20 protein-coding genes are annotated in these 25,182 nt (G+C 70.5%); 17 read left to right on the forward strand and 3 right to left on the reverse strand.

The genetic code is table 11. The annotated features are described in order from the left end of the window. Nucleotides 1–12: 12 nt before the first annotated feature. From D1369_RS27120 to D1369_RS27130, 3 genes are all read right to left on the reverse strand, one after another. Nucleotides 13–852, reverse strand: coding sequence for a class II glutamine amidotransferase (locus D1369_RS27120; RefSeq protein WP_007382005.1), 840 nt, complete (start codon nucleotides 850–852; stop codon nucleotides 13–15). 105 nt (nucleotides 853–957) lie between these two features. Further along, nucleotides 958–1,656, reverse strand: a complete 699-nt coding sequence (locus D1369_RS27125) for a DUF899 family protein (protein WP_007382004.1) — start codon at nucleotides 1,654–1,656, stop codon at nucleotides 958–960. Nucleotides 1,657–1,819: 163 nt separating this feature from the next. Next, nucleotides 1,820–2,404: a TerD family protein gene (locus tag D1369_RS27130; protein ID WP_007382003.1), complete on the reverse strand. Its 585-nt coding sequence runs from the start codon at nucleotides 2,402–2,404 to the stop codon at nucleotides 1,820–1,822. A 94-nt stretch (nucleotides 2,405–2,498) separates the two neighbouring features. Here D1369_RS27130 and D1369_RS27135 point away from each other — a divergent pair, with 94 nt between their 5' ends. The 17 genes from D1369_RS27135 to D1369_RS27215 all read left to right on the forward strand — a co-directional run bounded on the left by D1369_RS27135 (nucleotide 2,499) and on the right by D1369_RS27215 (nucleotide 25,170). Next, the gene (locus tag D1369_RS27135; protein WP_037900014.1) at nucleotides 2,499–3,026 is read left to right on the forward strand and encodes a GNAT family N-acetyltransferase; all 528 of its coding nucleotides are present in this window, start codon (nucleotides 2,499–2,501) and stop codon (nucleotides 3,024–3,026) included. A gap of 15 nt (nucleotides 3,027–3,041) precedes the next feature. Then, nucleotides 3,042–4,229 (forward strand): hypothetical protein, encoded by a 1,188-nt coding sequence (locus tag D1369_RS27140; protein WP_007382001.1) that lies wholly within the window; start codon nucleotides 3,042–3,044, stop codon nucleotides 4,227–4,229. Between the two features lie 48 nt (nucleotides 4,230–4,277). After that, nucleotides 4,278–5,042: a TIGR03936 family radical SAM-associated protein gene (locus D1369_RS27145; protein WP_007382000.1), complete on the forward strand. Its 765-nt coding sequence runs from the start codon at nucleotides 4,278–4,280 to the stop codon at nucleotides 5,040–5,042. 263 nt (nucleotides 5,043–5,305) lie between these two features. Then, complete coding sequence (locus D1369_RS27150) at nucleotides 5,306–9,511, forward strand: Rne/Rng family ribonuclease (protein WP_118082651.1); 4,206 nt, start codon at nucleotides 5,306–5,308, stop codon at nucleotides 9,509–9,511. Nucleotides 9,512–9,722: 211 nt separating this feature from the next. Then, entirely contained in the window at nucleotides 9,723–10,790 is a 1,068-nt protein-coding gene (locus D1369_RS27155) for a glucose-1-phosphate thymidylyltransferase (RefSeq protein WP_007381998.1), read from the forward strand. Next, the gene (gene rfbB / locus D1369_RS27160; protein WP_007381997.1) at nucleotides 10,787–11,773 is read left to right on the forward strand and encodes a dTDP-glucose 4,6-dehydratase; all 987 of its coding nucleotides are present in this window, start codon (nucleotides 10,787–10,789) and stop codon (nucleotides 11,771–11,773) included. The genes D1369_RS27155 and rfbB overlap by 4 nt, the downstream gene beginning before the upstream one ends. Beyond that, complete coding sequence (gene rfbD / locus D1369_RS27165) at nucleotides 11,737–12,666, forward strand: dTDP-4-dehydrorhamnose reductase (RefSeq protein ID WP_050789701.1); 930 nt, start codon at nucleotides 11,737–11,739, stop codon at nucleotides 12,664–12,666. Before rfbB ends, rfbD begins: the two co-directional genes overlap by 37 nt. Further along, nucleotides 12,663–14,663 (forward strand): glycosyltransferase, encoded by a 2,001-nt coding sequence (locus D1369_RS27170; RefSeq protein WP_007381995.1) that lies wholly within the window; start codon nucleotides 12,663–12,665, stop codon nucleotides 14,661–14,663. The genes rfbD and D1369_RS27170 overlap by 4 nt, the downstream gene beginning before the upstream one ends. Before the next feature lie 8 nt (nucleotides 14,664–14,671). Further along, the gene (gene rfbC / locus D1369_RS27175) at nucleotides 14,672–15,265 is read left to right on the forward strand and encodes a dTDP-4-dehydrorhamnose 3,5-epimerase (protein WP_007381994.1); all 594 of its coding nucleotides are present in this window, start codon (nucleotides 14,672–14,674) and stop codon (nucleotides 15,263–15,265) included. A gap of 206 nt (nucleotides 15,266–15,471) precedes the next feature. Continuing rightward, nucleotides 15,472–15,792, forward strand: a complete 321-nt coding sequence (gene rplU / locus D1369_RS27180; protein ID WP_007381993.1) for a 50S ribosomal protein L21 — start codon at nucleotides 15,472–15,474, stop codon at nucleotides 15,790–15,792. Between the two features lie 14 nt (nucleotides 15,793–15,806). Then, entirely contained in the window at nucleotides 15,807–16,061 is a 255-nt protein-coding gene (gene rpmA, locus D1369_RS27185; protein WP_007381992.1) for a 50S ribosomal protein L27, read from the forward strand. 134 nt (nucleotides 16,062–16,195) lie between these two features. Further along, nucleotides 16,196–17,632, forward strand: coding sequence for a GTPase ObgE (gene obgE / locus D1369_RS27190; protein WP_007381991.1), 1,437 nt, complete (start codon nucleotides 16,196–16,198; stop codon nucleotides 17,630–17,632). A gap of 101 nt (nucleotides 17,633–17,733) precedes the next feature. Further along, on the forward strand, nucleotides 17,734–19,251 hold the full coding sequence (locus D1369_RS27195) for an FG-GAP-like repeat-containing protein (protein ID WP_007381990.1): 1,518 nt from the start codon (nucleotides 17,734–17,736) through the stop codon (nucleotides 19,249–19,251). A gap of 202 nt (nucleotides 19,252–19,453) precedes the next feature. Next, a complete protein-coding gene (locus tag D1369_RS27200) occupies nucleotides 19,454–21,004 on the forward strand; it encodes an alkaline phosphatase D family protein (RefSeq protein WP_007381989.1) in 1,551 nt (516 codons plus the stop codon). After that, the gene (locus D1369_RS27205) at nucleotides 21,001–21,375 is read left to right on the forward strand and encodes a hypothetical protein (RefSeq protein ID WP_007381988.1); all 375 of its coding nucleotides are present in this window, start codon (nucleotides 21,001–21,003) and stop codon (nucleotides 21,373–21,375) included. The genes D1369_RS27200 and D1369_RS27205 overlap by 4 nt, the downstream gene beginning before the upstream one ends. Nucleotides 21,376–21,481: 106 nt before the next feature. Continuing rightward, nucleotides 21,482–22,981 (forward strand): bifunctional cytidylyltransferase/SDR family oxidoreductase, encoded by a 1,500-nt coding sequence (locus tag D1369_RS27210; RefSeq protein ID WP_007381987.1) that lies wholly within the window; start codon nucleotides 21,482–21,484, stop codon nucleotides 22,979–22,981. Nucleotides 22,982–23,112: 131 nt separating this feature from the next. Further along, nucleotides 23,113–25,170 (forward strand): hypothetical protein, encoded by a 2,058-nt coding sequence (locus tag D1369_RS27215; RefSeq protein ID WP_007381986.1) that lies wholly within the window; start codon nucleotides 23,113–23,115, stop codon nucleotides 25,168–25,170. Nucleotides 25,171–25,182 lie beyond the last annotated feature (12 nt).

Here is a 25,182-nt window from a genome sequence, read left to right on the forward strand (position 1 = left end):
GCGGGCCGGAGGCTACGGATGGGGGAGTTGGGGCTGGAAGGGGTGGAGCATGTCCTGGCCCGGCTGGACGAGGCCGTAGCTGCTCTCGGGTACCTCGTTCCAGGCGCCGGGCAGGTCGCCCAGGGGCTCGGAGACGACGAGGCGGGTCTCTTCCCCGACCTCTTGGAGGAACTCGGCGTCCGGGTGGAGCGCGCGCAGGGAGTCCACCCGGGTGCTGTAGAAGAGGGACCGCGACGAGCCCTCGCTGGAGTAGCGGAAAGCCCATAGGCGGTCGCCGTCGGCGAGGGCGACGGTCATCTGGACGGGGTGGGGGACGCCGTGTCTGCGGGCTGTCTCCTCGACCAGGCCGACCATGCGGGCCACGGCACCCGGCGGGTCCTCGGTGAGACCGAAGGTCAGGGACAGGTAGAACATCAGCTCGGAGTCGGTGGAACCCTCCATCTCGGGGTAGAGGGCCGGGTCGACGGCCAGGGCCAGGTCACGTCTGAGCTGATGGAACTCGTTGATCATGCCGTTGTGCATCCACAGCCAGCGGTCCCTTCGGAAGGGGTGGCAGTTGGTCTGCTGGACGGCTGTTCCGGTCGTCGCCCTGATGTGGGCGAAGAACTGCCCCGAACGGACGTGGTGAGCGACTTCCTGAAGGTTCCGGTTGTTCCAGGCGGGGCCCACGTCCCGTAGCACCGCCGGTGTGGTGAGCTCCTGCGCGTACCAACCGATGCCGAAGCCGTCGCCGTTGGTTGTCTCCACCCCCATGCGGGAGTGCAGGCTCTGGTCGATCAGATTGTGGCGGGGCTCGAACAGGACACGGCTGAGAAGGACGGGCGTACCTGAGTAGGCGATCCAGCGGCACATGTGTGCACTCACCTTCCTCGCGCGAAGGGCGGCGTCACTCCTGCCACCAGTATGGACCGCCCGGGCGAGGGGAGCAGGGCGTGGCGCCCCCGCCCGGGGTCGGGGTCAGCGCCCGTCGCCCGCGCTCGGGCCGTAGAGCGCTGCGATGTCCTTGGACGTGGCCCAACGGCTGTAGGTGGGGGACTGGGGCCAGCCTTCGGGGGAGTCCTGCCATTCCTCCTGGCGGCCGTAGGGGAGGAGGTCGATCAGGGCGAAGGTGTGGCTGAGCTGCTCGGTGCCGCGGCCGTTGGTGTGCCAGGTGCGGTAGACGGTGTCGCCGTCGCGCAGGAAGACGTTGACCGCGAAGCCGCCGTCGGGCGGGGCGCCGACGTCGGTCCCGAAGGGGCTGTTCGCGGTGGAGTACCACGGCATCCTGTTGCCGACCCGCTCCTTGTAGGCGAGCGCCTCCTCGATCGGGCCCTGGGTGACGATCACGAAGCGTGCGTCGTAGTTGTCCAGGAACTCAAGGCGGGTGTACTGCGAGGTGAAGCCGGTGCAGCCCGGGCACTGCCACTCCTGGCCGGCGAACCACATGTGGTGGTAGACGATCAGCTGGCTCTTGCCTTCGAAGACGTCCGCCAGGCGGACCGGGCCGTCCTCGCCCTCCAGGGTGTAGTCGGGCATCTCGACCATCGGCAGGCGACGGCGTTCGGCCGCGACGGCGTCGAGCTCGCGCGTCGCGGCCTTCTCCCGGGCTCGCAGTTCCTCGAGCCGGTGCTCCCACGTCGCGGCGTCGACGACGGGAGGCAGTGCGTGTGCGGTCATGGGTCCCTCACAGAGTGCGTAGGCGGCTTTCTCCTGTGCGAGGGCAGACCCCGTGGGGCTTCGGAATTCATCGGTGGGGGAGGGGGAGAGGTGAGGGGAGGGCCGCTGGGCCGCTGAGAGCGTGGCCCTTCCCCCGGGGTCTCCCTGCTCCCCCCGGCCCCCGCTACTTGCTCACGGCGAAGCGCATCAGGGCCAGTTCGTCGCCCTGCTTGATCTTTCCGGTGGTGTTGATGACTTCGAGCTTCCAGGTGGTGCCGACCCGGACCGCCTTGGCGACCGCGCAGCCGTTGTCCGTGGTGAGCATGCTCGGCCAGATGTCGGCGACCTGCTGCGAGCTGCCGCCGGTGGCGTCGTAGACCTTGAAGCTGATGTTGCGGGCCTTCTGGAAGGAGCTGCCCTTCTTGTAGGCGGCGGCGACGAACACGATCGAGGTGATGTGCGGCGGGAGTTTCGCGAACTCGACGGTGACCGTCTCGTCGTCGCCGTCCCCGTGGCCGGTCTGGTTGTCGCCGCTGTGGAGCAGGGAGCCGTTGCCTATGGGGTCGAGCGAGTCGAGGCCCGCCAGGCGCACCGGGTCGCCGTCGTGCATGGCGATGGCGATCAGGTCGAGGTCCGTGCCGGTCTTGCGGCGGAACTTGCCGATCACCCCGCCGCTGGCACCCGCGGTGGGGTCCCAGGAGACCCCTATGGACAGATGGGTCACGCCGTCCAGGTCGGCGGGGCCGTCTTCCTTCGTAAGCGTAATCATGGGGACATAGTGCACGGGCTTTCACGTCGTCCGGCACCGCGGGCCCGTGCAAAACCCGTGGCCGGGTGGGTCGGGGCCTCGTCATCATGGGGTGATGCCGCAGCTGACCGTGCCCGACGTCCGGTTCCACGCCTCCTACCTCGACGCCGTAAGGGAGTTCACCGAAGCGGGCCAGGACCCGGCCGTGCTGGAGAGCGGGTGGCTCGGACCGCACGCGGAGGTGTTGCGGGAGCCCGCGGGGTTCGCGGCCTTCGTGGAGATGCTGCGCGCGGAGACGCGGCGGCCGCGCCGGCCGGACTGGGTGCCGATGACGAACCTCTGGTACGTCGAGGACGACACCTTCCTCGGCAGGCTCTCGATACGGCACCGGCTCACCCCGCACCTGCTGGAACTCGGCGGCCACATCGGGTACGTGGTCCGCCCCGGCGCCCGGCGCCAGGGACACGCCAAGGCCATGCTCGCGGCCGCCATGCCCGTCTGCCGTCAACTCGGCGTCGACCGGGCCCTGGTGACCTGTGACGCCACCAACACGGCGTCTCGTAAGGTGATCGAGGCCAATGGCGGAGAATTCGAGGACCGGCGCGGTGCAAAGCTGCGGTACTGGATCCGTACGGGGAACTGAGGCGTCTACGTCGTTATGGACCTGGAGAAGCAGCCCGCGCCGCAGTCGCCCCCGCCCGAGGGATGTCTGACCGTCGCGATTCGCATCCCCGTACGCATCGTGGTGCTCGTGCTGGTCGTGCCCGTGCGGCTCGTGTGGGACGCGCTCGTGGTGGTGGGGCGCTTCCTGCGGGACAGCGTGCTGCGGCCGCTGTGGCGGGCACTGGTCGTCTGGCCCTGCGTGGCCCTGTGGCGCTACCTGGTCGTGCCGTTCGCCAAGGCGGTCGGATGGCTCGGCAAGGTGCTTCTCGTGATCCCCCTGGTGTGGCTGTACCGGTATGTGCTGACGCCGGTCGGGCACGGCATCGCCTGGACCGTGCGGGGAGTGGGTGCCGGGCTGGCATGGGTGTACGCGCGCGTGCTCACTCCGGTCGGGCACGGCGTCGTGTGGCTCCTCAAGGGCCTCGGTGCCGGGCTCGTCTGGATCTTCACAGTGATCGGGCACGGCATCGCGGCCGTCGTGCGGGGGATCACGTGGGTCCTGCGGGGCATCGTGGCCGGGCTGACGTGGGTGTACGCGCGCATGTTCACGCCGGTCGGGCACGGGATCGTATGGCTCCTCAAGGGCTTCGGAGCCGTGCTCGCCTGGATCTTCACGCCGGTCGGGCGCGCGATCGTCTGGTGCGCCAGGGGGCTCGCGTGGCTGGCGAGTGCCGTCGTCACCGGTATCGGTGTCGGCCTGTACTGGATCGCCCGGATCCTGCTCGTGCTGCCCGCCGTCGCCCTGTGGCGCTGGATCCTCGCGCCCGTGGGAAGAGCCCTCGCCGTCGTCGGCCGGGAGGTGTGGGACGCGCTCGGGCACGCCTGGCGGATCGCCGGGCACATCTCCCTCGCCGTCGGCCGGTTCCTCGGGACCCTCTTCCGGTGGGTCTTCGTCGAGCCGGTGCGCTGGGTGTACCGCGAGATCCTGACCCCCGTCGGACACGTGATCCGGGACACGGTGCTGCGTCCCGTCGCCGAGGCCGCGCGCAGTGTGGGCCGCATCACCCGGGCCACGCTCGCCTCCGCCCGGGAGTCCGTACGGCAGGCCCGGGCCGACGTCCGGCGGATGCTCTTCGGCGCGGACGCGGACACCCGTGAGCGTGAGCTGGTGGCCCGGCGGGAACCGACGGCCGCCGACACACGTACTCTTGGTAGCAGTACGACCGCACTCACGAAGGACTGAGCGACACTGGGCAAGCGACAGCCCGAAGGCCCGCCGCCCGCACCGGCGGTGCAGCGCATCCGACTGCGCTACACCAAGCGCGGCCGCCTCCGGTTCACCAGCCACCGTGACTTCCAGCGCGCCTTCGAGCGTGCGCTGCGCCGTGCCGAGGTGCCCATGGCGTACTCGGCGGGGTTCACGCCGCATCCGAAGGTGTCGTACGCCAATGCCGCACCCACCGGCACGGGCAGTGAGGCGGAGTACCTGGAGATCGCGCTCACGCAGGCGCGCGACCCGGAGAAGCTGCGGCTCCTCCTCGACGAGTCGCTGCCCGCCGGACTCGACGTCGTCGACGCGGTCGAGGCCCGCACCTCGGGACTCGCCGACCGGCTCACCGCTTCCGTGTGGGAGCTCAGGCTGGACGGCGTGGACCCGGCCGAGGCCGGGCGCGCGGTCGCCGCGTTCAACTCCGCCGAGGCGGTCGAGGTCCAGCGCACCACCAAGAACGGCCTGAGGACCTTCGACGCCCGCCCCGCGGTCGTACAACTTGAAACGCACAGTGAACCTGCTGATAGGCCGACCGACCAGCCCTGTGCGATACTGCGGCTGGTTGTTCGGCACGTGACGCCTGCCGTTCGACCCGACGACGTCCTGTCCGGTCTCCGCGCCGTGGCCGACCTGGCGCCGCCGGTCCCCGCAGCGGTGACCAGGCTGGCGCAGGGGCTGCTCGATGAAGAGACCGGCACGGTGACCGACCCGCTCGCGCCCGACCGCGAGGCAGTCGAGGCCCACTCAACGGCCGAAGCGACTGCCACCGCGAAGGCGCCGGCGTAAGGAAGGTCCCGCGAAGGACGGGCGTCGTAGCGCAGCCCTCGTACTCGGGAGCCACCTGGGTCGGGCGGCGCACCGACCACAAGACTTTCGCCAGGCCGTACCCAACAAGGGCGTACGGAACCGGCGAGACAGGACACAGAGAGCTCCCGTGCGGCGCCCGCGCCCCGGACGGCGGCACCGCGCATCGCGCGAGCCGCGGACGTCACCGGCATCTTCGCCGGACCAGGCGCGGCGCCCGGGAGCCTGACGGGAGACAAGCCCGCATGCTCGAACCGACCGAACCCATCGAGGGTTCCGAACAGAACACCCCGAGCGACACCCTGCCGCCGCGTCGTCGGCGCCGTGCCGCGTCCAGGCCGGCGGGACCGCCGGTCGCCGCCCCGGGCGGCGAGGAGGTCGTCGCTCCGGCCATACCGGTCGCGGAGGCCGAGGACCTCGTCACCGACGAGGAGGAGAAGCTCGACGAGAACGTCGAGAACACCCAGAGCCCCCAGGCGGAGGAGCCGGCCGAGGCCGCCGCGCCCGCCGGGCGTCCGCGTCGGCGTGCGACGCGCCGGGCGTCCGCCCCGGCCGGGGCGCCTGCGGCGGCTGAGGCCGCCGAGACCGTGGTGCCTGCGGTGGCCGCCGAGGCGCCCGCCGAGACCGCGGCCGCGGACAGCGCGCCCGCCGTCGAGGACGCGGCTCCGCCCGCCGGGCGTACCCGTCGGCGCGCGACCCGTCGGGTGTCCGCGCCCGCCGGTGAGGCCGCAGTCGGTGAGGCCGCCGAGACCGTGGTGACCGCCGAGACGCCTGCCGCGGCCGAGAGTGCCGAGGAGGCACCCGCTGCCGAGACCGCCGCGCCCGCCGGGCGTACGCGCCGCCGCGCCTCGCGCCGCGCCGCCGCACCCGCCGGTGCTCCGGAGGCCGCTGAGTCCGTGGCCGCGGCGCCTGCCGCCGTCGAGGTCGCCGAGACGGTCGAGCCGGCGGTCGCGGAAGCGCCCGCCGAGACCGTCGATGCCGAGGACGCGAGCCCGCGTCGTACCCGCCGCCGTGCCACGCGTCGCGTCTCCGCGCCTGCCGGTGCCCCCGAGGGCGAGGCCGTCGAGGCCGCGCCGTCCGAGCCGGTTGCCGAGGTCCCCGCCGTGCAGGAACCCACCGCTGAGGCCCCCGTCGAGGAGGCCGCCCCGCGTCGTGGCCGTCGCCGGTCCGTCCGTCAGGCCGCCACCGGGTTCTCCGAGCCCGCCCGGCGCGGTGCCGCGGCCGTCGCCGATGCCGAGGAGGAGGACGGGTCGCCGCGTCGGCCCGCGCGGCCCGCGGTCGCCGTGTTCCAGGCGCCCGTCTTCACCGAGCCGCAGTTCCAGACCCCGCAGCGGGCCGCCGCCGAGGCCGCCGCGGAGGCGGAGGCCGGGCAGAGCGAGCCGGACGAGGCCGTCGAGTCCGCCGAGCCGGTCGAGGAGGTCGCCGAGGAGCAGACCGGGTCGCGGCGCCGCCGCAGGCGCCGGGGTGCCGGTGACGAGCCCGAGGTGCGGGAGACCGCCGCCGAGACCGTCGTGGAGGAAGAGGAGACGGACGAGGCCGCCGAGGACTCCGCCGACGGGGACGACAGCGAGGAGTCCGGGTCGCGGCGTCGCCGTCGGCGCGGTGGCCGTCGCCGTCGTCGCGGCGAGTCCCCCGAGGCCTCCGGTGACGAGGACGCGGAGGACTCCGACGAAGCCGCCGAGGACACGGGGCGGTCCGCGCAGGACGAGGACGACACCGAGCACGACGACGAGGACGACGAGGACGCCCGTTCGGACGAGTCCGGCGGCTCCAGTTCCAGCAGCCGTCGCCGCCGTCGCCGCAGGCGTCGGGCCGGTGACTCCTCCGTCGACGCCGAGCCCGGTGACGGCGACCCGGAGCGGACCGTCGTCAAGGTGCGCGAGCCGCGCGCGAAGGCCGAGCCGTCCGACGAGGTGCAGTCCATCAAGGGCTCGACCCGTCTGGAGGCCAAGAAGCAGCGCCGTCGTGAGGGCCGTGAGCAGGGGCGTCGCCGCGTCCCGATCATCACCGAGGCCGAGTTCCTGGCCCGCCGTGAGGCCGTCGAGCGCGTGATGGTCGTCCGGCAGAGCGGTGAGCGCACCCAGATCGGCGTCCTCGAGGACGGTGTGCTCGTCGAGCACTACGTCAACAAGGAGCAGGCCACCTCGTACGTCGGCAACGTCTACCTGGGCAAGGTCCAGAACGTACTGCCGTCGATGGAGGCCGCCTTCATCGACATCGGCAAGGGCCGCAACGCGGTGCTGTACGCCGGTGAGGTCAACTTCGAGGCGCTGGGCATGGCCAACGGGCCGCGCCGCATCGAGTCCGCGCTCAAGTCCGGCCAGCCCGTGCTCGTCCAGGTGACGAAGGACCCGATCGGGCACAAGGGCGCGCGTCTGACCAGCCAGGTCTCCCTCCCGGGCCGCTACCTCGTGTACGTCCCCGAGGGCTCCATGACCGGCATCAGCCGCAAGCTGCCCGACACCGAGCGCGCGCGTCTGAAGACCATCCTCAAGAAGATCGTCCCCGAGGACGCGGGCGTCATCGTGCGCACCGCCGCCGAGGGCGCGAGCGAGGACGAGCTGCGCCGCGACGTCGAGCGGCTGCAGGGTCAGTGGGAGGACATCCAGAAGAAGGCCAAGAGCGGCAACGCCCCGACGCTGCTCTACGGCGAGCCGGACATGACCGTCCGGGTCGTCCGCGACATCTTCAACGAGGACTTCTCCAAGGTCGTCGTCAGCGGTGACGAGGGCTGGGAGACCATCCACGGATACGTCTCGCACGTCGCGCCCGACCTGGCCGACCGGCTCCAGAGGTGGACCTCCGAGGTCGACGTCTTCGCCACGTACCGGATCGACGAGCAGCTCGCCAAGGCTCTGGACCGCAAGGTCTGGCTGCCCAGTGGCGGTTCGCTGGTGATCGACCGGACCGAGGCGATGGTCGTCGTCGACGTCAACACCGGCAAGTTCACCGGCCAGGGCGGCAACCTGGAGGAGACGGTCACCAGGAACAACCTGGAGGCGGCCGAGGAGATCGTGCGTCAGCTCAGGCTGCGCGACCTCGGCGGCATCATCGTCATCGACTTCATCGACATGGTCCTGGAGTCCAACCGGGACCTGGTGCTCAGGCGTCTGCTGGAGTGCCTTGGCCGGGACCGGACCAAGCACCAGGTCGCCGAGGTCACCTCGCTGGGCCTGGTCCAGATGACCCGCAAGCGGGTCGGCCAGGGCCTGCTGGAGTCCTTCTCGGAGACCTGCGTCCACTGCAACGGCCGCGGTGTCATCGTGCACATGGAGACGCCGACCTCCGCCGGTGGCGGCGGCAAGCGCAAGAAGCGCGGGCGCGGCGGCGACGGGCACGAGCACACCCACGAGGCCGCGGCCGTCGTGGAGGCGCCGGAGGACATCGAGGTCGAGACCGAGGCGGAGCTCGCCGCCGAGGTGGCCGAGCCGATCGCCCTCACGCCCACCGAGTTCGCCCCCGACGAGGAGCTGTACAGCAGCGTCGCCGAGGCGGAGGCCGCGGCCACGCGCGGGCGTGGCCGTCGCAGGGCGAGCCGCCGGGCGTCCGCGCCGGCCGGTGCCCCGCGGGGCGGAGGGTCGCGCAGGTCGGGTGGTGCCGAGGCGCCGGCCGACCAGGAGAGCCCGGTCTCCGAGGACGTCGAGGTCCCGACGGCTCAGGCCGTACCGGCCGAGGCGGAGATCGCGCGTCCGGTGCAGCCGGAGACGGCCGCCGAGGCGCAGGCCGAGCCGGTCGCCGCGGAGGACCCGGTGGTCGAGGCGGCTCCCGTGAGTGAGCCCGCCGCCGACGAGGCCGCTCCCAAGGGTCGTACCCGTCGCAGGGCCACCCGCAGGGCGTCGGCTCCGGCCGGTTCCCCGGCGGGTGCCGAGGCGGCCGTGGTGACGGTCGCCGAGGCCGCGCCGGTGGTCGAGGCGCAGGCCGAGGAGGTCCCGGTGGCCGTGTCGGCCGAGCCCGAGGTCGTCGCCGAGAGCGCCGCTCCGGCCCGTCCGCGTCGCCGTGCCGTCCGCAAGGCCACCGCGCCCACCGCGTCCGAGGAAACGGCCGTCGTGGTCGAGGCGCAGGCCGAGGAGGTCCCGGTGGCCGTGTCGGCCGAGCCCGAGGTCGTCGCCGAGAGCGCCGCTCCGGCCCGTCCGCGTCGCCGTGCCGTCCGCAAGGCCACCGCGCCCACCGCGTCCGAGGAAACGGCCGTCGTGGTCGTGCCGTCGGTCGAGACGCCGGTCGACGTGGAGGAGCCCGCCGAGGAGGCGGCTCCGGCCAAGAAGACGGCCCGCAAGACGGCCAAGAAGGCCACGGCGAAGAAGGCCGCGACCAAGAAGACCGCTGCCAAGAAGACGGTCGCGAAGAAGACCGCCGCCAAGAAGACGACCGCGAAGAAGGCGGCGGCCAAGAAGACGGTGGCGGCCGAGCAGCAGTCGCCGGGGTCCGTCTCCACCCAGGCCGACGAGGCCTGACGGACGGTCACCGCATAATTTCAGCCGTCTGAAGATCGAAATCCGCCCTTGGTTCGCCTGGGGCGGATTTCGTGATTCTGTGGGTATTGCGTCCGACGGAAAGTTGTCAACCGGTGATCGATCATGTGAATGGCCGGTGAATCCCCGGCCTGTCCCCAGGGTTATGATGTGAGCCGAGATTGACGCTTAATTTAGACAAATAGGGATTTTCGTGAAGGCTCTCGTGCTCTCCGGGGGAGCGGGCACCCGCCTCCGCCCGATCACCCACACCTCCGCCAAGCAGTTGGTGCCGGTCGCCAACAAGCCGGTGCTGTTCTACGGCCTGGAGGCGATCGCCGAGGCCGGAATCAGCGAGGTCGGCATCGTCGTCGGCGACACCGCGGACGAGATCCGGGAGGCGGTCGGTGACGGCTCCCAGTTCGGGATCAAGGTCACCTACATCCCGCAGGACGCGCCGCTGGGCCTCGCCCACGCCGTCCTCATCGCGCAGGAGTTCCTCGGTGACGAGGACTTCGTCATGTACCTCGGCGACAACTTCATCGTCGGTGGCATCACCGGTCTGGTGGACGAGTTCCGCGCCGAGCGGCCCGAGGCACAGATCCTGCTGACCCGCGTCCCCAACCCCACCTCCTTCGGTGTCGCCGAACTCGACGGCGAGGGCCGCGTGGTGGGCCTGGAGGAGAAGCCGAAGCAGCCCAAGAGCGACCTGGCGCTCGTCGGCGTCTACCTGTTCACCCCGGCCATTCACGAGGCCGTCCGTTCCATCGAGCCGTCCTGGCGCGGCGAGCTGGAGATCACCCATGCGATCCAGTGGCTGATCGACCAGAAGCGTGACGTCCGCTCCACGACCATCTCCGGCTACTGGAAGGACACCGGCAACGTCACCGACATGCTGGAGGTCAACCGGTCCGTCCTGGAGACCGTCGAGCCGGTGAACGAGGGCACGGTCGACGAGAGCAGCGAGATCATCGGCCGGGTCCGCATCGAGGCGGGCGCCAGCGTCAGTGGCAGCCGGATCGTCGGTCCTGCCATCATCGGTGCCGGCACGGTGGTCAACGACGCCTACATCGGTCCGTTCACGTCCGTCTCCGAGGACTGCCGGATCGAGGACAGCGAAATCGAGTACTCCATCGTGCTGCGCGGCTCGTCCGTGACCGGCGTGCGCCGCGTGGAGGCCTCGCTCATCGGACGTGACGTCGAGGTCACGCCCGCGCCCCGTAACCCCAAGGCACACCGGCTCGTGCTCGGTGATCACAGCAAGGTGCAGATCTCTTCATGACCACTCGGATTCTGGTGACCGGCGGTGCCGGCTTCATCGGCTCGCACTACGTCCGTACCGTGCTCGGCCCCCAGGGCCCCGGTGACGTCTCGGTCACCGTCCTGGACAAGCTGACCTACGCGGGCAACCCGGCCAACCTCGACGAGGTGCGCGAGCACCCCGGATTCGCCTTCGTGCAGGGCGACATCTGCGACCCCGAGCTGGTCGGCAAGCTGATGGCCGAGCACGACCAGGTGGTGCACTTCGCCGCCGAGTCGCACGTCGACCGTTCCATCGACGGCGGCGCCGAGTTCGTGCGCACCAACGTGGTCGGCACCCACACCCTCATCGACGCGGCCCACCGCGCGGGCATCAAGACCTTCGTGCACATCTCCACCGACGAGGTCTACGGCTCGATCGACGAGGGTTCCTGGCCCGAGACGCACCCGCTGGAGCCCAACTCGCCGTATTCCTCGGCGAAGGCGTCCAGCGACCTGATCGCGCTGTCGTACCACCGCACCCACGGCCTGGACGTGCGCGTGACCCGTTGCTCCAACAACTACGGGCACCACCACTTCCCCGAGAAGGTCATCCCGCTCTTCGTGACCAACCTCCTCGACGGCAAGAAGGTCCCGCTGTACGGCGACGGCGGCAACGTCCGCGACTGGCTGCACATCGACGACCACGTCCAGGGCATCGAGCTGGTGCGCACCAAGGGCCGCGCGGGCGAGGTCTACAACATCGGCGGCGGCACCGAGCTCTCCAACAAGGAGCTCACCGGGCTGCTGCTGAAGGCGTGCGGCGCCGACTGGGAGACCAGCGTCGAGTACGTCGAGGACCGCAAGGGCCACGACCGCCGCTACTCCGTCGACTGCACGAAGATCCGCGAGGAGCTCGGCTACGAGCCCCGCAAGAGCTTCGAGCAGGGCCTCGCGGAGACCGTGCAGTGGTACCGCGACAACCGCGCATGGTGGGAGCCGCTGAAGGAGCGGGCCGCGCTGTGACCGACAACCGCACCTGGCTGGTCACGGGCGCGGGCGGCATGCTGGGCCAGGACGTCCTGGCCCGGCTGGCCCAGTCGGGGGAGCGGTTCGTCGCCCTCGACCGCAAGGCGCTGGACCTCACCGACGCCGACGCCGTGAGCGCGGCCCTCGAAGAGCACCGGCCCGCCGTGGTCGTCAACTGCGCCGCCTGGACGGCCGTCGACGACGCCGAGACCCGTGAGGACGAGGCGCTCGCCATCAACGGCGACGGGCCGCGCAATCTCGCGGAGGCCTGCGCCCGCACCGGCGCCGTCCTGCTGCACGTCTCCACGGACTACGTGTTCGCCGGGGACGCTCAGGAGCCGTACGCGGAGGACGCCCCGACCGCGCCCCGCAGCGCCTACGGCCGCACCAAGCTCGCCGGGGAGAAGGCGGTCCTCGGGATCGAGCGCGGCTACGTCGTCCGCACCGCCTGGCTCTACGGCACCGGCGGCCCCAACTTCGTCAAGACGATGATCAAGCTGGAGGGCGTCAAGGACACCCTCGACGTCGTCGACGACCAGCGCGGCCAGCCCACCTGGAGCGCCGATCTCGCGGGCCTGCTGGTCGAGTTGGGCCTCGGTGCCCTGGCCGGCACCGCCCCGGCCGGCGTCTACCACGGCACCAACTCCGGCGAGACCACCTGGCACGGCTTCACCCAGGAGATCTTCCGCCTGCTCGGCGCCGACCCGGACCGGGTCCGCCCCACCACCAGCGAGGCCTTCGTGCGGCCCGCTCCGCGTCCCGCCTACAGCGTCCTCGGTCACGGCCGGTTCGCCGAGGCCGGCATCGAGCCGCTGCGCGACTGGCGCACGGCTCTCACCGAGGCCTTCCCGGAGATCCACCGGGTCCATCTGAAGGAGAACACGGCGTGACGGTCAAGGTCAGCGTCGTCATCGCGGTCTACAACCCCGGCAAGTACGTCGAGGACTGCATCACGGGCCTGCTCCGGCAGAGCCTGACCCCCGACGAGTTCGAGGTCTTCTTCGTCAACGACGGCTCCACCGACGAGACCCCGGCCCGCCTGGACCAGCTCGCCGCCGAGCACCCGCACTTCCACCTCATCCACCAGGAGTCCTCCGGCTGGTCGGGCAAGCCCCGCAACACCGGCATCGAGGCCGCTCAGGGCGAGTACGTCATGTTCGTCGACCACGACGACTGGCTCGGCGACGAGGCCCTGGAGCGGATGTACGACTACGGCAAGGCCAACGAGGCCGACGTCGTCGTGGGAAAGATGGCCGGCATCGGACGCCCGGTCCCGCAGGAGCTGTTCCGGGTCAACCGGCCGCGCGCCACCGTCGCCAACGCGCCGCTGATCGACAGCCTCACCCCGCACAAGATGTTCCGGCGGGAGTTCCTCAACGAGCACGGGATCCGCTTCAAGGAGGGTCGCCGTCGGCTCGAGGACCACGTCTTCGTCGTGGAGACCTATCTCCGCGCGAAGAATGTCTCCGTCCTCGGCGACTACCTGTGCTACTACCACATCACCCGTGACGACGGCTCCAACGCCGGCTTCCAGCGCTTCGACCCGGTCGGTTACTTCGGCAACCTGCGCGAGGCCCTCGACGTCGTCGAGGAGCTCACCGAGCCCGGTGCGCTGCGCGACAAGCTGTTCAGCCGCTGGCTGCGCAACGAGATGGTCGAGCGGCTGCGCGGCCAGCGCCTCCTCAAGCTCCCCGAGGACTACGCCGAGGAGCTGTACACCGAGATCCACAAGGTGGTCACCGAGCGCTTCGGACCCGGTGTCGTGGCCCGTCTCGGCCTCACCCAGAAGGTCGTCGCCGGGCTGATCTTCGCCGACCGCTACCAGGACATCCGCACCCTCGCCGAGTGGGAGGCCGGGATCAAGCCCACCGGCGAGCTCACCTCGCTGGAGTGGCGGGACGGCACCCTGAGCGTCGGCTTCGACTCCGAACTGCACATCGGCGACGAGCCGATGACCTTCCGTCAGGAGGGCGATCGCCGGCTGCTCGGCCTGCCGCTGTCCGACGAGGCCCTCAAGGCCCTCGACGACCAGGGCATCAAGCTGGACGCCCCGCTCGCCAAGAGCGACGTGGACCTGGTGGTCCGGCACCGCGAGGACGCCCGCCAGTTCTACCTCCCCGTCAAGAGCGAGCTGCACGAGGTTCCGGCCGGGGACGGTGCCTTCCGGCAGCGGATCTCCGCCCGCGCCGAGCTCGACCCCGAGACTGCGGCCTCCGGCGCCCCGCTCGACAAGGGCATCTGGGACCTGCACCTCAGGATCAAGTCCTGCGGCTGGAGCAAGGAGACCCGGCTCGGCGCGGTGCGCGGCGAGGACGTCGAGGCCGGCCGCCTGGCCGCCCTCACCGGCGAACCCGCACGGCTCGTCCTGCCGTACTGGACCGACGGTCCTGGCAACCTCTCGCTCGACGTCGACCAGCACACGAACAAGCTGGAGGGCGAGGCGGTCGCCTTCATGCCGCCCGCCGAGGCCGCGGTGGAGGGTTCCGTCGTACGGCTGCCCCTGCCGCTGCACATCGCCGCGACCGGCGGAGACACCGTTCAGCTGCGCTTCGAGCGCAAGAACGTCGGCAAGTACCCGGCCGACGCCACGCTGGACGGCCGCATCGCCACCGCCACGCTGCCGCTGGAGAAACTCACCGGCATGCGCTGGGCGGTCCGGGTCGGCGTGCCCTCCGCGGCCCGCGGGGAGCGCAAGTGGACCCGGCTCCCCGTGGACGTCGTGGTGGACGCCGACGGCACCGCCAAGGTGATCGACCGGCACACGCCGTCCGCCACGAAGAAGGCCGCTCCGAGCGCCCCCAAGAAGAAGGCCGCCGCGCCGCGCCCGCTGTGGCGCCGGGCCGCCGGGCGTATCAAGCGCGCCCTGACCAACCAGAAGAAGGGCTGAGCCCCGCGATGCGACCCCTTTCCATCTCCGGTGCCTGGGTGTTCGAGCCGAAGGTCTTCCCCGACGGCCGGGGCAGCTTCCACGAGTGGTTCAAGGCCCCCGTCTTCGCGGAGGCCGCAGGCCACTCGCTCGGGCTGGCCCAGGCCAACATGTCGGTCTCCAGCCGAGGCACCCTGCGCGGCATCCACTTCGCCGACGTGCCGCCCGGGCAGGCCAAGTACGTCAAGTGCGTGCGCGGCGCGGTCCTCGACGTGATCGTGGACATCCGGGTGGGCTCTCCCACCTTCGGCCAGTGGGAGATCGTCCGCCTCGACGACCAGGACCACCACGCCGTCTACCTCTCCGAGGGACTCGGCCACGGGTTCATGGCGCTCACCGACGACGCCACCGTGGTCTACCTGTGCTCGGAGGGCTACGCGCCCGAGCGTGAGCACGGCATCCACCCGCTCGACCCGGAGATCGGCATCGAGTGGCCCGACGGGGTCGCCCCGCTGCTCTCCCCCAAGGACGAGCAGGCGCCCACCCTGGCCGAGGCCCGTGAGCAGGGGCTGCTGCCCTCCTACGAGGAGTGCGTGGCGTACCGGGAGAGCCTCGGCTCCTGACGCGTGGGTTTGAACGCGACGGGGCCCGGTTTGACCCGTTCGGCTGCGGCCCCGTAACCTAGACCGTCGGCGTGTCCACTGGTGACACGCCACATCCCCGTAAACCTCTTCCTCTCGGGTCGCTGTTCTGGCCGGGAGAGGCCGCTCGTTCTGCCGGGCGGCTGGACTGCGGGGGTGCCGTTCCCGAGCGAGAGAGTGAGATCCGCGTGTACGCCATCGTGCGCAGCGGTGGTCGCCAGCACAAGGTTGCTGTCGGCGACATCGTTGAGGTTGACAAGATTTCCACTGCCAAGGTTGGCGACACGGTCGAGCTCTCGACCCTGCTCGTTGTCGACGGCGACGCTGTGACCAGCGACCCGTGGGTCCTGGCCGGCATCAAGGTCCAGGCCGAGGTCGTGGACCACCACAAGGGCGTCAAGATCGACATCCTTCGCTACAAGAACAAGACCGGCTACCGCCGTCGTCAGGGCCACCGCCAGCAGTACACGGCGATCAAGGTCACTGAGATCCCCGCGGCTGCGAAGTAAGGGACTGAGGAGAGATGGCACACAAGAAGGGCGCATCGTCCACCCGTAACGGTCGTGACTCCAACGCTCAGCGCCTCGGCGTGAAGCGCTTCGGCGGTCAGGTCGTCAACGCGGGCGAGATCCTGGTCCGCCAGCGCGGTACCCACTTCCACCCGGGTGCGGGCGTCGGCCGTGGCGGCGACGACACGCTGTTCGCGCTGAACGCCGGTGCGGTGGAGTTCGGTACCCACCGTGGCCGCAAGGTCGTGAACATCGTTCCGGTCGCCTGAAGCATCAGGTAACTGATTCAGGCAGCTGATCGGAAGCTTTCGCGAGGCGGACCTCACTTCCCTGGTGGGAAGGCGGGTCCGCCTTTCGCGTGTTACTGAAGTAGTACTCGTACCGTTTTTGGAGGCACCGAACCATGACCACCTTCGTGGACCGCGTCGAACTGCATGTCGCCGCGGGTAACGGAGGTCACGGCTGTGCCTCCGTCCACCGGGAGAAGTTCAAGCCGCTCGGCGGTCCCGACGGCGGAAACGGCGGACGGGGCGGCGACGTCATCCTGACCGTCGACCAGTCCGTCACCACGCTGCTCGACTACCACCACTCCCCGCACCGCAAGGCCACCAACGGCAAGCCCGGTGAGGGCGGCAACCGCTCCGGCAAGGACGGCCAGGACCTGGTCCTGCCGGTGCCGGACGGCACCGTCGTCCTCGACCGGCAGGGCAACGTCCTCGCCGACCTGGTCGGGCACGGCACCTCGTACGTCGCCGCCCAGGGCGGCCGCGGCGGCCTCGGCAACGCGGCGCTGGCCTCCGCCCGCCGCAAGGCCCCCGGGTTCGCGCTGCTCGGCGTGCCCGGCGACCTCCAGGACATCGTCCTGGAGCTCAAGACGGTCGCCGACGTGGCCCTGGTCGGCTACCCGAGCGCGGGCAAGTCCTCGCTGATCTCGGTGCTGAGCGCGGCCAAGCCGAAGATCGCCGACTACCCGTTCACCACGCTGGTCCCAAACCTGGGCGTGGTCACCGCCGGCGACACCGTCTACACCATCGCCGACGTGCCGGGCCTGATCCCGGGCGCCAGCCAGGGCAAGGGCCTCGGTCTGGAGTTCCTGCGGCACGTGGAGCGCTGCAGTGTTCTCGTGCACGTCCTGGACACCGCCACGCTGGAGTCCGACCGCGACCCGGTCTCCGACCTCGACATCATCGAGGCGGAGCTCAGGGAGTACGGCGGCCTCGGCAACCGTCCCCGCATCGTCGTCCTGAACAAGATCGACGTGCCGGACGGCAAGGACCTCGCCGAGATGGTGCGGCCCGATCTGGAGGCGCGCGGCTACCGCGTCTTCGAGGTGTCCGCCGTCGCCCACATGGGGCTGAAGGAGCTGTCCTTCGCGCTCGCCGACCTGGTCGGCACGGCGCGGGCCGCCAAGCCCAAGGAGGAGGCGACCCGGATCGTCATCCGGCCCAAGGCCGTGGACGACGCGGGCTTCACCGTGGTCCGCGAGGAGGACGGGCTGTTCCGGGTGCGCGGCGAGAAGCCGGAGCGCTGGGTGCGGCAGACCGACTTCAGCAACGACGAGGCCGTCGGCTACCTCGCCGACCGTCTCAACCGCCTCGGTGTGGAAGAGCAGTTGATGAAGGCGGGCGCCCGTTCGGGCGACGGCGTCGCCATCGGCCCCGAGGACAACGCGGTCGTCTTCGACTGGGAGCCGACCGTCATGGCCGGCGCCGAGATGCTCGGCCGGCGCGGCGAGGACCACCGCTTCGAGGCGCCCCGGCCCGCGGCCCAGCGCCGCCGGGACAAGCAGGCCGAGCGGGACGAGGCCGCGCAGGAGTTCGACGACTTCGAACCCTTCTGAGTGAACGGCGGGTGACGTCCCGTCATCCCCGAAGGCAACCAACCGCCCTTCCTGTGAGTCGTACGGAGCAATCCGTACAACCGTCACAGGAAGGACGAGGCATGCGCGTACAACGAAGAGGGTGGCGTACAGGGCTCGCCGTCGTCCTGGCGGTCGGCGGCGCGGTCGCCCTGCCCGCCACCGCGGGGGCCGCGGCCGCCCCGCACCAGGTGCGGGACGACTTCAACGGGGACGGCTACGCGGACCTCGCGGTGGCCGCGCCCGACGGGACCGTCGCCGGGAGGGCGAAGGCCGGGTTCGTCGGCGTGCTGTACGGCTCGGCGAGCGGTCTGAAGTCCTCGACGAAGCAGGTGTTCAGCCAGAACACGGCGGGCGTCCCCGGCGGTTCCGAGGCGGGCGACCGGTTCGGCAGCGCGCTCACCACCGCCGACCTGGACCGGGACGGGTACACCGACCTGATCGTGGGCGTGGGCGGCGAGGACAGCGGTTCCGGCCGGGTGCAGGTCGTCTGGGGCGGCGCCCGCGGTCTGGCGGGCGGTGCCACCCTCGCCTCCGGTGCTGCCGGCGACCGGCTCGGCGCCCAGGGACACCTCGCGGTGGGGGACGTCGACGGGGACGGCGCGACCGATCTGCTGACGGCGGTGGACCAGTACGGCCTGGTGGTGTCCGGCGGCCCCTTCACCCGCTCCGGCTCCGCCACCGGGGAGCGCCAGGTGGTGAAGGACAGGTACGCAAGCCGCGTCCTCGACCTCGACGTCGGCGACCTCAACGGCGACGGGATCACCGACGTCGTGGCCGCCCAGACCGGCACCGACACCTTCGACTCCCGGCGAATCGCGTACTGGTGGGGCACCAAGGACGGCCTCACGCCCTGGACCCTGGTCTGGGACATCGACGGTGCCGCGCTCCAGGGCGGTGAGAACCTCGCCGTCGGGGACGTGAACCGGGACGGCTACGCCGACATCGTGGTGGGCCGGGCCGTCGACGGCTACGAGAGCGACCATGACGCCTACCGCGCCAAGGGCGGCCGCGTCGCCTGGATACCCGGCACCTCGGGTGCTCCTGACGGTGTGTCGGCCCAGTTCGTCAACCAGGACAACCCCGGCGTCCCCGGCACCGCCGAGAAGGGCGACCGCTTCGGCACCGACGTGCAGCTCGCCGACGTCGACGGGGACGGGTACCTCGACGTGGTCACCGGCGTGCCCGGCGAGGACCTGGGCCCCGCCACCGCACCGAACTCCGTCAAGGACGCCGGCGCGGTCGTCGTGCTCAGCGGCCGGGCCGACGGGCTGACCGGGGTGGGCTCCCACCAGGTGGTCACGCAGGACAGTCCGGGGGTCCCCGGGGCCAGCGAGAAGGGCGACGCCTTCGGCGGGGCGGTCCATGTGGGTGACGCGAACGGCGACGGACTGGCCGACGTCGCGGTCGGCGCGCCCGGCGAGAACGCGGGCGCCGGGTCCGTGTGGTCCTTCCGCTCCCGCGCGGAGTACGTGGTCTCGCCCGGTGGTGTACCGATTCCGGCCACCGTTCTGGGGCCGAACGGCACGTTCACCTTCGGCCACACTCTCCTCGGCACCACCGCGGCGAAGGCCCGTCTGGGCTCGGAATTCGCCAACTAGAACCCAAAAGATCGTCAGTCGGCAGTGTCCTGAAGGCCGTTGCGCCGGGATCACGTTCATCATGTGATACCCGAGTCGCAACGGCTCTTCTGTTGTCTACCTATTTGTCATGCACGCGAACACTCTGGTTCAACGCACGGATCACCCCGAAGCGTGAGCTTCCAGGGTGCCCAAGAGGTCAGCGACGTAAGGGAGTTCGCCCATGTACGGAGCAGCATCACCCGGCCGACGCCGCTTTCTGACCGCCGGCGCCGCCGTGCTCGGCGCCGCCGCCTCCGCCCAGCTGTGGCTGCCGGGCACCGCGCGAGCGGCGGAGCCCCCGCTGCCCGACGGGGTGTTCAGCCTCGGGGTGTCCTCCGGTGACCCGCTGCCCGACGGCATCGTGCTGTGGACGCGGCTCGCCCCCGATCCGCTGAACGGGGGAGGCATGCCCGACCGGGTGGTGCCGGTCGAGTGGGAGCTCGCCGAGGACGAGCGCTTCAGAAAGGTGGTCCGCCGGGGCACCGCCCAGGCCCTGCCCGCGTACGGGCACAGCGTCCACGTCGACGTACGGGGCCTGCGCGCGGGCCGTACGTACTGGTACCGCTTCCGCGCCGACGGCCAGCTCTCACGCACCGGCCGCACCCGCACCGCCCCCGCCCGGCACAGCTCCGGCGGCAGCCTCCGGGTCGCGCTCGCCTCCTGCCAGAACTGGCAGAACGGCTACTTCACCCCGTACGCCGACATGCTGGACCAGGACCCCGACGTCGTGCTGTTCGTCGGCGACTACATCTACGAGTCGGCACCGTCGTCTGCGGGTCCGCGCCGGCACGAGGGCACGGGGGAGCCGTACAGCCTCGTCCAGTACCGCAACCGGTACGCCCAGTACCGCACCGACCCGGACCTCGCCGAGATCCACGCGAACGCGCCCTGGGTGGTCACCTTCGACGACCACGAGGTCGACAACGACTGGGCCGGCGAGATTCCGCAGGACCCCGCCAAGCAGCCGCACGACGCCTTCGTGGCCCGGCTGACGGCGGCCTTCCAGGCGTACTACGAGCACATGCCGGTGCGCGCCACCGCCGTCCCGAACGGCCCGCACATCCAGATGTACCGGCGGCTGGAGTTCGGCCGCCTGGTCCGGCTGAACGTGCTGGACACCCGGCAGTTCCGCAGCGACCAGGTCACCAGCCAGGCCGCCGCGCAGGACCCCTCGCTCACCATGCTCGGCGCCGAGCAGAAGCAGTGGCTGCTGGACTCGCTGCACGGCTCACCGGCCCGCTGGAACCTCATCGCCTCGCAGATCATGATGGCCGAGACCGACATCCTGCCCGGCGAGGGCAAGCTCTGGTACTACGACGCCTGGGACGGCTACCAGGTCGAACGCAACGCCCTCCTGGAGGAGTTCAGGAGCGTGCGCAACCCGGTCGTGCTCTCCGGCGACCGCCACCTCACGATGATCAGCGACCTCAAGGAGGACTACGCCGACCCGTCCTCCCGGGTCGTCGGCGCCGAGTTCGTCGGTACGTCCATCTCCAGCAACGGCGACCAGGACCAGGCCGCCTTCCACGCCCAGTGGGACCCGCTCATGGCCGACAACCCGCACTGGAAGTTCATCGACGCCCACCGCGGCTACCACCTCTTCGACATCGACCGGTACGGCATCGACGCGCAGGTCAGGGCCGTGGACACGGTGGTCAGGCCGGAGGCGACGGCGAGCACGCTGGCGCAGCTGCGGGTGGACGCGGGCAAGCCGGGGGTACGGCCCGCGTGAGGACCGCCGAGCAGCCCAACCCCGAACAGCTCCTCGGGCTGCCCGAGAATCTCCTCCGGCCCGTTCCGGACGCCGCGAATCGTTCTCTTGCTCTCACCGAGACCGAAATGCTGCGGAATCTTAACAAGGAATTCCGTGGCAATGGACTGACGGACGAGTTGTATTCCAAGCTTGTCCGCAACGGTGCCGTCATGCATATGAAGAACGCGTGCAGCCCCTCGCCCGAGGACGTGAAGATCCTCACTCCGAAGTGGGCCGTCGAGGTGGGCGTGCGGATCATCGGCGATCCCGGGCTCATGTCCGCCGCGCCGAGGACGCCCGCCCTGGACGGGATCCCGGCCCCGGTCGTCGTTACCGGCAGTGCAAGATGAATGACAGGTAGCGCGTACATATGCAGTGAACGGCGGTCACCTTGCACAGCGGTAACCGCAAGTGGGACCATTTCCTCGTTCCCTGTCGCCCCGAGGTAGGTCTTCTGTGTCCCAGCACATCGCCAAGCCCCGTACCACCGCAGTGATCCTGGCCGGTGGTACCGGTCAGCGGGTGGGTCTCTCGATCCCCAAGCAGCTGCTGAAGATCGCCGGCAAGGCAGTCATCGAGCACACCCTGACCACCTTTGAGAAGGCCGACTCCATCGACGACATCATCGTCCTGATGGCGCCGGGCTACGTGCCCGACATAGAGAAGATCGTCGCCAAGGCCGGGTTCACGAAGGTCAAGAAGATCATCGAGGGTGGCTCCACCCGGAACGAGACCACCGAGCGCGCCATCGCGGCCCTCGGTGAGGACCTGGCCGAGGGCGAGGACCTCAACGTCCTGTTCCACGACGCCGTGCGCCCGCTGCTCTCGCGGCGCGTGATCGACGACTGCGTGGTCGCCCTGGAGCGCTTCCAGGCCGTCGACGTCGCCATCCCGTCCGCGGACACCATCATCGTCACGCGCAAGCACGGCGACGACGGCGAGTTCATCACCGAGATCCCGGACCGCTCCCGGCTGCGCCGCGGCCAGACCCCGCAGGCCTTCAAGCTGTCCACCATCAAGCGCGCCTACGAGGTCGCCGCCGGGGACCCCAACTTCCAGGCCACGGACGACTGTTCGGTCGTGCTCAAGTACCTGCCGGACGTGCCGATCCACGTCGTCGCGGGTGACGAGTACAACATGAAGGTCACCCAGCCCGTCGACGTCTTCATCGCCGACAAGCTCTTCCAGCTCGCCTCGACCGCCGCTCCCGAGCAGGTCAGCGACGAGGCCTACCGCGAGCTGCTCAGCGGCAAGACCATCGTCGTCTTCGGCGGCTCCTACGGCATCGGCAAGGACATCGGCGAGCTCGCCGAGGCCTACGGCGCCAAGGTGTACGCGCTGGGCCGCTCCACCACCGGCACCCACGTCGAGAACCCGGAGGAGGTCGACGACGCGCTGTCCAAGGCGTACGCCGAGACCGGGCGCATCGACTACGTCGTCAACACCGCGGGCGTGCTGCGCATCGGCAAGCTGGCGGAGACCGACAACGCCACCATCGAGGAGGCGCTGAAGGTCAACTACCTGGCCCCGGTGCAGATCGCGCGCTCCTCGTACAAGTACCTGGCGGAGACCAAGGGCCAGCTGCTGCTGTACACCTCCAGCAGCTACACCCGCGGCCGCGCCGAGTACAGCCTGTACTCCTCGACCAAGGCGGCGATGGTCAACCTCACGCAGGCCCTGTCCGACGAATGGGCGGGTGACGGCGTCCGGGTGAACTGCATCAACCCCGAGCGCACCGCCACGCCCATGCGCACCAAGGCCTTCGGGCAGGAGCCCGCGGGCAGCCTGCTGTCCTCCGAGGCGGTGGCCCGCACCTCGCTCGACGTGCTGCTCTCCGAGCTGACGGGGCATGTCATCGACGTCCGCCAGCAGGACCCGACGGCCTCCGCGGGCCAGGCCTCCGGCTTCGAGGCCGCGCTGGCCAGTGTCCTGGACCGTCAGGATGGCGTGGCATAATCAGGGACAAATAGTCTTCGGTAAATTCAGGCCTCTGTGGCTGCCCGTTCCTGGCGCATTCACAGGGGCCTGAAGCCTTAAGCACCGTTTAATTCGTAAACAACCGGCATCCCTCCCAGAGCAGGTTTTCAGTGATAAGCACTGCTATTCGCGTCGCCCGGGTGGGCAGCGCGGCCGAGCTGGTCGCGGCGGTCCTCATGCTGGCGGGTTTCCCCGCCATAATGGTGGCCGCGCTCATCCCGAGCGTCCCCGCCTTCGCGGCCGCGACCGCCGTCACGTACCTTGCGGACCACTATCTGCACCGCAAGGGCAGTTATCTGATCAACCGCCTCAGCAAGGTGCGCGCCGGACTCTCGATCCGCTTCCTGATCAGACAGCTCCTGCTGATCCTGCTGCTGGCCCGGCTCGACCTCTCCAACAACCTGATCTTCTACGGGGCCACCGCCTGCTTCATCGCGTTCTACGGCCTCCAGGCCCCGCACGGCGCGCTGGTCACGCTGATCCGCAACCGCCGCCGGCTCCCGGTCGCCACCCGCAACGTCGACCTGGCCTCCCGCCTCCGCATCCCGGACGCCCCGCCGCTGGGCCTGCTGAACCGGTCGGCCGAGAAGATGCTCCACCTCGACCTCGCGGCCGTGGTCGGCATACTCGTCGCCGCCGCGATGGACTCGACGCTGCCGGGCTTCATCGGCATCGGCGTGACGATAGTGCTCGGCTCCCTGTACGTCCTCGCGCTGATGCCGTACGTGCGGGGCAAGAAGGTCCCGCCGAACGCGGACAAGGTGCTCGCCAAAGTCGACGAATGGCTGCGCGACTACCAGCCGGAGACGGTGCTCTACTTCTCCGGCTCCAAGGACTCCGTCTATCAGGTCAACATGTGGCTGGAGACCATGGAGCAGCTGGACTCCCGGCCGCTGATCATCCTGCGTGAGCGCGTCATCCTGCAGAACCTCGCGCCCACCACGGTCCCCGTCATCTGCGTGCCCGGAGGGGTGCACCTGATGAACATGGACCTGTCCTCGGTGCGCGTCGCGCTGTACGCGGCGAACGTCGGCAAGAACATCCACCTGCTGCGCGTGCCCACCATGAAGCACGTCTTCATCGGCCACGGCGACAGCGACAAGCTGGCGAGCGTCAACCCGTTCAGCAAGGCCTACGACGAGGTGTGGGTGGCGGGCCGGGCCGGCCGCGACCGCTACGCCATCGCCGACGTCGGTGTCCGCGACGAGGACATCGTCGAGGTGGGCCGCCCGCAGCTGGCGCCGATCCAGAACGGGCAGGGCGTGCCCGAGGACCGGATGGCGACCGTGCTCTACGCGCCCACCTGGGAGGGCTGGGACGGCAACCCGGGCAACACCTCGCTGATGCTGGCCGGCGAGAACATCGTGCAGAAGCTGCTGCAGGCCGACCCGCCGGTCCGCGTCCTCTACAAGCCGCACCCCTTCACCGGCACGGTCCTGCCCAAGGCGGGCGCCGCGCACCAGAAGGTCACCGCGCTGATCGAGAAGGCCGCCGCCGAGCGCGCCACGGACCCCCGCTTCCAGGCCGACGCGAGTGTGACGGCCGCGGCCAAGGCCGAGCTCGCCCGCATCGAGGCGCGGCTCGCCGCCCTGGTCGGCAGTGGCGGCGACAAGGGCGACGAGGCCGAGGCCTCTCGTGACGGTGTGGTCGACGTGGCCAAGCACGAGGAGATCGCCCGGCTGCGCGGCGAGTGGAACGACGCGTACTGGCGTGCCTTCCCGGTGTGGGAGCACCGGGTGGTCACGGGCGCCGAACCGCGGCTGTACGACTGCTTCAACGTCTCCGACGCGATGGTCTCCGACATCTCCAGCGTGGTCTCCGACTTCATCGCGAGCGGCAAGCCGTACGCGGTCACGGACTCCGCGGAGCTGGGTGTGGAGGAGTTCAAGCGGCAGAACACCGCGGTGCGGGCGGCCACGATCCTGTCCAACAAGGCCACCGAGCTGGGCGAGCTGCTGGACGCGGTCCGTGATCCGGCGGCCGACCTGCTGGCCGAGGACCGCGTGGAGCTCAAGCAGTACCTGCTCGGACCGGACGAGCCCACGTCCATCGAGCAGTTCAACACCGCGGTGGCCAACCTCGCGATCAAGGCCGAGGCACGCAACGTCGGCCAGGAGTCACGGGCGGCGGCCTCCGCGGCGGAGGCCGAGGCCACGACCAAGGCCTGACCTCCCCTTCGT

Origin of the sequence: Streptomyces sp. CC0208 (genome assembly GCF_003443735.1) — a bacterium.
In the GTDB taxonomy this organism is placed as follows: domain Bacteria; phylum Actinomycetota; class Actinomycetes; order Streptomycetales; family Streptomycetaceae; genus Streptomyces; species Streptomyces sviceus.